The sequence below is a fragment of the Caulobacter sp. AP07 genome (assembly GCF_000281955.1).
In the GTDB taxonomy this organism is placed as follows: Bacteria; Pseudomonadota; Alphaproteobacteria; order Caulobacterales; family Caulobacteraceae; genus Caulobacter.
Genome location: NZ_AKKF01000006.1, coordinates 1 through 7,263, shown reverse-complemented (window position 1 = coordinate 7,263; position 7,263 = coordinate 1). Strand labels below are relative to the sequence as shown.

The following is a 7,263-nucleotide window of genomic DNA, read 5'->3' as shown; positions in this document are numbered from 1 at the left end:
GGGCGGCTTGCCGCCGGCCGTGACGCCGGCCACGGTCAGGGTCCCGCCGTCGACGAGCTCCAGTCCGGCCAGGCAGCGCAGCAGGGTGCTCTTGCCCGAACCGCTGGGGCCGATGACGGCCACCACCTCGCCGGGGTCGACGGTCAGGTCGACGCCGTTCAGCACGGCCTGGTCGCCGAAGCGCTTGACGAGTCCTTGGGCGGAGATGGCGCTCATCGGCCTTGCTCCGCCTGGCGTTCCAGCCGGTGCTGGCCCAGGGCCAGCAGGCTGGAGAGAATCCAGTAGAGGGCGGCGGCCGCCAGGTACATGGCGAAGATCTCGTAGGTGCGGGCGGTGATCAGCTGGGCCTGGCGGAACAGTTCGGGCACCTGGATGGTGGCGGCCAGGGAGGTGTCCTTGACCAGGCTGATGAAGCTGTTGGACAGCGGCGCGACGGCGGTGCGGGCGGCCTGGGGCAGGATCACCCGGCGCAGGGCCTGGCCGCGGCTCATGCCCAGCACGCTGGCGGCTTCCCACTGGCCCTTGTCGACGGCGGCGATGGCGCTGCGCAGGATTTCGCCGGCATAGGCCCCGATGTTCAGGGAAAAGCCGATCCCGGCCGCCAGCAGCGGCGGCAGCTCGACGCCCAGCTGCGGCAGGCCGTAATAGATCAGGAACAGCTGCACCAGCAGCGGCGTGCCCCGGATCGCCGAGACGTAGACGGCGGCGGGCCAGCGCAGCAGCGGACTGCGCGACAGCCGCATCAGGGCCAGGCCGAAGCCGATGACCAGCCCCAGGCCCATGCCGATCACGCTGAGCAGCACGGTAAAGCCCGCGCCCTTCAGCAGCAGCGGGGTGGATTGGGCGATGAGGTCGAGGGCGGGGTTCATCGGCCGACGGTCGGGTTGACGGCCGGGGACATGCACATGTGCATGTCCCCAATCGGAGGGGGCATCACTTCGTCACGTCCGCGCCGAACCACTTCATCGAGATCGCCGTCAGCCGGCCGTCGGCGCGCAGGGCGTCGATGGCCTGGTCGATGGCCACCTTCAGCGCCGGGTCGCGCAGCATGGCCACGCCCATGCCCTGGCTGGCGAACGGCGGGCCGGAGGCGACGTAGTCGGGCGAGGTCTTGACGAAGTCCGCCGCCACCAGCCGGTCGTTGAGCACGGCGTCGATGCGGCCGGCCTTGAGGTCCTGGTACTTGGTCGGGTCGTCGTCATAGGTGCGGACGACGGCGGTCGGCACGTTGGCCCGCAGCCAGCTCTCATAGTTGGTGCCCAGGCCGACGCCGATCTTCTTGCCGGCCAGGTCGGCCGGCGTGGCGATGCCGGTCCGGCCCTTGCGGACGATGATCTGGATGCCGGAGATCGTGTAGGGCTTGGAGAAGTCGTACTTGGCGGCCCGTTCGGGGGTGATGGTGATCTGGTTGATCACCACGTCGATTCGCTTGGATTCCAGCGCGCCCAGCAGGCCGGCGAAGGGCGAGGGCCGAAAGTCCGGCTTGAGCTTCATCTGCGCGGCCAGGGCCTTGGCGAAGTCGACCTCGAACCCGGCCAGCTGGCCGTCCTTGTCCTGGAAGTTGAACGGCGGGTAGGTGCCCTCCAGGCCGATCCGCAAGGTCTTGCTGGCTTCGACGCGCTTCAGGCCGGTCTCGCCGTCGGCGCCGGACTGGCCGCCGCAACCGGCCAGGACCAGGCCGCCGGCGCTCAGGCCAAGACCCAGGAGGAAGTCACGACGGGCGGGGAATCGCATGTGGGCCTCGGGAAGCGGATTTCGTGGCGTATTTCTATACAGCCCGCGCGCCGCCGCCAGTGGCAAGCGTCGCCGTCGGCCTCGGCGAGACCCAACCTGACCGCGAATTAACCTGACGCGACCGCCGGGCTCTGGCCATCTGCGGCGAGACCATCCGTTCGGGGGAAACTGTCCATGGCCCAAGCGTTCGATCCCGCCGCCGCGACGGCGGCCTATCTGGCGCAGTTGCCGCCGGAGGCCCACGCCAAGGCCACGGCCTATACCCAGGGCGGCCACTGGCTGCTGCTGTGGGGTTTCCTGGTGGCGGTGGTGGTCTCGTGGCTGATCGTGCGCAGCGGCGTGCTGGTGGGCCTGCGGCGCGGGCTGGAGAAGCGGCGGCCCCGGCCGGTGCTGGTCAGCCTGGTGGTCGGGATCGTCTATCTGCTGGTCGACGGCGTGCTGAGCCTGCCGTGGTCGGCCTACAGCGGCTGGTGGCGGCAGAAGCAGTATGGCCTGACCAGCCAGGCCTTCACCGGCTGGCTGGGCGAAAGCGCCATCAATCTGGCGATCATGTCGGTGCTGTTCGGCCTGTTCTTCGTCGCGCTCTACGCCCTGATCCGCCGGGCGCCGCGCACCTGGTGGCTGTGGAGCGGCGCGCTGACGGCGGGCTTCATCGCCCTGATGCTGATCATCGCCCCGATCTATATCGAGCCGATCTTCAACAAGTACACGCCGGCCCCGGCCGGTCCGGTGCGCGACACGGTGGTGGCCATGGCCAAGGCCAACGGCATCCCGGCCGACAAGATCTTCGTCTACAACGGCTCCAAGCAGTCCAACGCCTACACCGCCAACGTCTCGGGCCTGTTCGGCACGGCGCGGGTGGCGATGAGCGACACCATGTTCAAGCAGGGCGCGGACATCGCCGAGGTGCGCGGCGTGGTCGGCCATGAGATGGGCCACTACGCCCATCACCACGTCATCTGGATCGCCGGCGCGATGAGCCTGCTGGCGGTGCTGGCCTTCTTCCTGGTCGATCGCCTGTTCAACCCGGTCTCCCGCCTCCTGGGGGCCGAGCAGGTCAAGGGCCTGGCCGATCCGGCCGGCCTGCCGGTGCTGAGCGTGATCCTGGCGGTGCTGGCGCTGCTGGGCACGCCGGTGACCAACAGCCTGATCCGCATCGCCGAGACCGACGCCGACCGCTACAGCCTGGAGCACGAGAACGAGCCCGACGGCCTGTCCAAGGCGCTGGTCAAGACCATCGAGTACCGCGCCGCCACGCCGGGCGTCGTCGAGGAGGTGCTGTTCTACGACCACCCGTCGGTGGGCCGCCGCGTCCGCAACGCCATGGACTGGAAGGCGGCGCATCCCGCCTCCGCCAAGCCGGGGACCTGACCCCGGCCCCGAAGTGAAGCCCCGTTCAGCTTGGAACGCATGAGGCGTTCCGGGCGCGCGCTCGTGGAGATGAACCTTGAAGACCCTGGCCCTGTTGTTCGCCCTGCTGGCGCCCGTCGCCCTGACGCCTTCGGCCGCGTCGGCCCAGACCGCTTCTCCGGGAGCCGCTTCCCCCCAGGCTTCGGTGTCGCGGGCCGTGTCGTCCGACGTCGTCGCCGCGCTGGAGAAGCTCAACAGCGAGTGGCTGACGGCCTACAAGACGCGCGACGGCGCGGCGCTGGACCGCATTCTCGCCGACGATTTCGAGGCGATCTATCCGGGCGGACGCGTTCTCAGGAAGGCCGACCTGCTCAAGAGCGCCACCGATCCGGCGCGCACCGTCGCGAGCATCACCTGGGAAGACCTGAAGGTCCTGGTCTTCGGAGACGTCGCCGTGGTCAGGGCGCGCAGCCGGATCAGCGGCAAGAACCCCGAGGGCGAGTTCTCGAGCGTCAACGACTACGCCGACGTGTACGTCAAGCGCGCGGGCGCCTGGCGCGCCGTCTCGGCCCACGTCGTCCGCGTCGAGTAGGTCGGCTTCCGGAGCGATTTCACGTCCGCGGATATTCTGGCGCCCACATCCACCCACATTCGTCATCCCCCGCTTTATGCGGGGGACCCAAGCTGACCTTGCCGTCTCGGCTTGGGTCCCCCGAACAAGCCGGGGGATGACGGCTTTGGATGTGGCGGCAAGCCCCTACCGCTTCCTGACGAACACCGTCCCCGCCGAATAGCCCGCCCCGAAGCTGCAGATCAGGCCCGTCTCGCCCGCCGCGAAATCGTCGTTGGCGCTGTGGAAGGCGATGATCGAGCCGGCCGAGCTGGTGTTGGCGTAGGTGTCGAGGATGATGACGTTCTCGCCGGGCTCGGGGTCGCGGCCCAGCACCTTGCGGCCGATCATCTCGTTCATGTTGATGTTGGCCTGGTGCAGCCACAGGCGCTTCAGCGCCGTGGGGTCGACGCCGATGTCGGCGGCGTGCTCGGCGATCATCTGGCTGACCATCGGCACCACCTCGCGGAACACCTTGCGGCCCTCCTGCACGAACAGCTTGTCGCGCGCGCCCTCGCCTTCGGGGGCCGTGCGGTTGAGGAAGCCGAAATTGTTGCGGATGTTGTTGGAGAACTCGGTCTTCAGCCGGGTGCCCAGCACCTCCCAGCCGTCCTTGGCCTGGCTTTCCTCTTCCAGGATCACCGCGGTGGCCACGTCGCCGAAGATGAAGTGGCTGTCGCGGTCGGTGAAGTTCAGGTGGCCCGAGCAGATCTCGGGATTGACCATCAGCACGGCCTTGGCGCTGCCGGTGGCGATGAAGTCGGCGGCGGTCTTGATGCCGAAGGTGGCCGACGAGCAGGCCACGTTCATGTCGAAGGCGAAGCCCTCGATGCCCAGGGCCTGCTGCACCTCGATGGCCATGGCCGGATAGGCGCGCTGCATGTTCGAGGCGGCGCAGATCACCGCGCCGATCTCGCTGACCGGCTTGCCCCAGCGTTCGATCGCCTGCCTGGCCGCCTCGACCGCCATCTCGGCCAGGATCGAGATCTGGTCGTTGGGGCGTTCGGGCAGGATCGGCCGCATGACCTGCGGATCGACGATCCCGGTCTTGTTCATCACGTAGCGGGCCTTGATGCCCGAGGCCTTCTCGATGAATTCGGGCGAGGAGGGGGCCAGGGCCGTGACCTCGCCGGCGGCGATCGCCTCGGCGTTGGCGGCGTTGAAGCGCTCGACATAGGTGTTGAAGGCTTCGACCAGTTCGGTGTTCGAAACGCTGAACGGCGGGGTGAAGAGCCCCGTGGCGACGATGACGGCTTTATGCAAGGCGGCGGTCCCGGTGACGCTGGCGCGCCCCTCCCACTGAAAGGTGGCGGGCGCGTCTCTGATTTTGTTCCGGCCGGATCAATAGCACGCCTGACGCCCCCGTCACCTTCGCGGCGCGGCTTTGAGGTCACGCCCTCGGCTTTTCGTCTCTCGAAGGGAACGATTCAGCCCCGCCACAATCGCCTCGCAGATGTCCGAGACGACACGCAATGGCCCCAAAGCCGTCCGCCCCGGTCCAACCGAGGCCGCATCCCCGGCCTAGCTAGAGGGGGCTGAGGGTGCACGCGTACCAAGGAGTAAAAACAATGAAAACTCTCATGTCGGCGGCTCTTGCCGCCCTGTCGGTCGTCGCCGTTCCCGCCCTGTCCCATGCTCAAGAGGTCTATGGCACCTTGGGCTATGCCGGTTCCCGCGCCGAAGGCGCCGACACCGGCGCCGTGCAAGGTCGCCTGGGCGCCAAGCTCACCCCGCACTTCGGCGTCGAAGGCGAGCTGAGCGGCGGGGTCAAGGACGACAACATCGACACCAACGGCGTGCGGTCCAAGATCGAGCAGACCCATCAGGCCGCCGTCTACGGCGTCGGCTTCCTGCCGGTCACGCCCAACATCGACCTGATCGGCCGGGTCGGCTACGGCAACACCCAGTTCAAGCAGCAACTGGCCGGGGTCGAGGGCAAGTTCGACGCCGACAGCGTCAATTACGGGGTCGGCGCCCAGTACAAGGTCGACGACAAGAACGGCGTTCGCGTCGACTACACCCGCCAGCAGTTCCGCGACAACGACGCGGCCGACGCCAACGTGGTGTCGGTGGGCTACGCGCGGAAGTTCTAGGGCCTGGCCTGAAACGAAAGACGCGCGCCTCCCCACGGAGGCGCGCGTCGTCGTCAGCTGAAGACTTCCGCGGTGTCGCTGCCACCCAACGGCGACTTCGGGTCGGGGCCGAACCTGTTGGGACCCGTCGTGCCCGGCAGCAGGTAGAAGACGATCAGCGTGATCCAGCCGATCAGCGGGATCAGGCCGATCAGGATCCACCAGGCCGAGCGGTTGGTGTCGTGCAGCCGGCGGAAGCCGACGGCCAGGCTGGGAACCAGAACGGCCAGCGAGAACAGCAGATTGACGATCCCCAGCGGATCCATCCGTCCGCTTTCGAGGCTCTCCAGGCCGCCGGTCGCCACGCGCAGGATGCCGATGACCACGCCGACGCCGAAGCAGAACAGCGAGAACAGCCAGTATTCCGACCGGCGCGCGCGGCCCTGGAAGTCAGCGAATTTCTTGAACGGTTGAAACATCAACGACATCGAAAACTCCTGAGACACCCCCGCTCCCTGGCGGTGGTGCAACCTTGGGCACGAAAACGGCCGGCGTAAACACCCAAGGTGTGGACGCGGGAGCGCAGGGTGACCCCACGTCGCCCTTGACGCCCAACCCCCGCCGCCCGACTCTCGGAAAAACGCGAGGAAGGCGTCGGCCTTGGATAAGGCGCTGCTCATTCAATTGGTTGGCTCGGCCACGGCCGTGGCCCTGCTCGTGGGCCTGGCGGCCTGGGCGAGGATCGCGCGCCCGACGCCGCCGCTCGACGCCCGGGCCGCCCACGCCTTGCTGGCCGACGAGTTTCCCGACGATCCCGTCGACGCCCTGTGGATCGCCGCCGACGGGGCGGGGGTGGTGGCGCGGTCGGGCGACCTGGCCCTGGTGCTGTGGCGCAAGGGCGACGGCTACGTGGCCCGCGCCATCCCCTGGGCCGAGGTCCGGGCCGCCAGGGTCGAAGGCGGCCGGCTGAAGCTCAGGCTGGCCGACGCCTCGCCCCGGCTTGCCGTGTCCGGCGGCGCCTGGCCGCCGCCCCAATTCGTGTCGAGTGAGCTGGCCGCATGAAGACCTTCGATCCGGTCCAGGCGGCGATCCCGTTCTTCGTCATCGCCGTCATCCTCGAGGTGCTGCTGGCCCGTCTGGGCAAGGCCAAGGCCCATTACGAGGCCAAGGACACCGCCACCTCGCTGGTCATGGGCCTGGGCAGCACGATCGCCGGCCTGCTGACCGCCGGCCTGACCTTCGCGGTCGCCCTGTGGGTCTATCAGCACCGGCTGTTCACGATCCCGATGACCGCGGTCTGGGCCTGGGTGGTGCTGTTCTTCGCCGAGGACCTGACCTACTATTGGTTCCACCGCGTGAGCCACGAGCGGCGGTTCTGGTGGGCCAGCCACGTCAACCACCACACCTCGACCCACTACAACCTGTCGACCGCCCTGCGGCAGACCTGGACGGGCGGCGTGGCCGGCACCTGGCTGCTGTGGCTGGCGCTGGCGGTCC

At 68.4% G+C, this 7,263-nt stretch carries 10 protein-coding genes; 5 read left to right on the top strand and 5 right to left on the bottom strand.

Features of this window, described 5'->3' with window-relative positions; all coding sequences use genetic code 11:
* The 3 genes from PMI01_RS00625 to tcyJ all read right to left on the bottom strand — a co-directional run.
* Positions 1–216: ATP-binding cassette domain-containing protein (locus tag PMI01_RS00625; RefSeq protein WP_007661657.1), on the bottom strand; the 216-nt coding region annotated here is incomplete at its 3' end.
* The gene (gene tcyL, locus PMI01_RS00620) at positions 213–869 is read right to left on the bottom strand and encodes a cystine ABC transporter permease (RefSeq protein ID WP_007661655.1); all 657 of its coding nucleotides are present in this window, start codon (positions 867–869) and stop codon (positions 213–215) included. The genes tcyL and PMI01_RS00625, both read right to left, overlap by 4 nt.
* A 64-nt stretch (positions 870–933) precedes the next feature.
* Positions 934–1,734, bottom strand: coding sequence for a cystine ABC transporter substrate-binding protein (tcyJ, locus tag PMI01_RS00615; protein ID WP_007661653.1), 801 nt, complete (start codon positions 1,732–1,734; stop codon positions 934–936).
* Between the two features lie 174 nt (positions 1,735–1,908).
* Here tcyJ and PMI01_RS00610 point away from each other — a divergent pair, with 174 nt between their 5' ends.
* Both PMI01_RS00610 and PMI01_RS00605 read left to right on the top strand, forming a co-directional pair.
* Positions 1,909–3,105, top strand: coding sequence for a M48 family metallopeptidase (locus PMI01_RS00610; RefSeq protein WP_007661651.1), 1,197 nt, complete (start codon positions 1,909–1,911; stop codon positions 3,103–3,105).
* A gap of 76 nt (positions 3,106–3,181) precedes the next feature.
* Positions 3,182–3,676 (top strand): nuclear transport factor 2 family protein, encoded by a 495-nt coding sequence (locus PMI01_RS00605; RefSeq protein WP_007661649.1) that lies wholly within the window; start codon positions 3,182–3,184, stop codon positions 3,674–3,676.
* Between the two features lie 165 nt (positions 3,677–3,841).
* On the opposite strand, the gene PMI01_RS00600 is transcribed toward PMI01_RS00605, so the two are convergent.
* Complete coding sequence (locus tag PMI01_RS00600) at positions 3,842–4,957, bottom strand: beta-ketoacyl-ACP synthase III (protein ID WP_007661646.1); 1,116 nt, start codon at positions 4,955–4,957, stop codon at positions 3,842–3,844.
* Positions 4,958–5,274: 317 nt separating this feature from the next.
* Between PMI01_RS00600 and PMI01_RS00595 the strand changes: the two genes are divergently transcribed.
* Positions 5,275–5,787 carry a porin family protein gene (locus tag PMI01_RS00595; RefSeq protein WP_238536979.1) on the top strand — a complete coding sequence of 171 codons (513 nt, stop codon included), beginning with the start codon at positions 5,275–5,277 and terminating at the stop codon, positions 5,785–5,787.
* Between the two features lie 53 nt (positions 5,788–5,840).
* Here the strand turns inward: PMI01_RS00595 and PMI01_RS00590 are convergent, their stop codons facing one another.
* Positions 5,841–6,254, bottom strand: coding sequence for a DUF805 domain-containing protein (locus PMI01_RS00590; protein ID WP_007661643.1), 414 nt, complete (start codon positions 6,252–6,254; stop codon positions 5,841–5,843).
* 172 nt (positions 6,255–6,426) lie between these two features.
* Here PMI01_RS00590 and PMI01_RS00585 point away from each other — a divergent pair, with 172 nt between their 5' ends.
* Positions 6,427–6,828: a hypothetical protein gene (locus PMI01_RS00585; protein WP_007661641.1), complete on the top strand. Its 402-nt coding sequence runs from the start codon at positions 6,427–6,429 to the stop codon at positions 6,826–6,828.
* Positions 6,825–7,263 (top strand): sterol desaturase family protein (locus tag PMI01_RS00580; RefSeq protein WP_007661638.1); only part of this gene is annotated, 439 nt, incomplete at its 3' end. The genes PMI01_RS00585 and PMI01_RS00580, both read left to right, overlap by 4 nt.

Bases quoted from the DNA above. Each gene is read 5' to 3' on its own strand.
- tcyL (WP_007661655.1), bottom strand. From the start codon at position 869: ATGAACCCCGCCCTCGACCTCATCGCCCAATCCACCCCGCTGCTGCTG.
- PMI01_RS00595 (WP_238536979.1), top strand. From the start codon at position 5,275: ATGTCGGCGGCTCTTGCCGCCCTGTCGGTCGTCGCCGTTCCCGCCCTG.
- PMI01_RS00590 (WP_007661643.1), bottom strand. From the start codon at position 6,254: ATGTCGTTGATGTTTCAACCGTTCAAGAAATTCGCTGACTTCCAGGGC.
- tcyJ (WP_007661653.1), bottom strand. From the start codon at position 1,734: ATGCGATTCCCCGCCCGTCGTGACTTCCTCCTGGGTCTTGGCCTGAGC.
- PMI01_RS00610 (WP_007661651.1), top strand. From the start codon at position 1,909: ATGGCCCAAGCGTTCGATCCCGCCGCCGCGACGGCGGCCTATCTGGCG.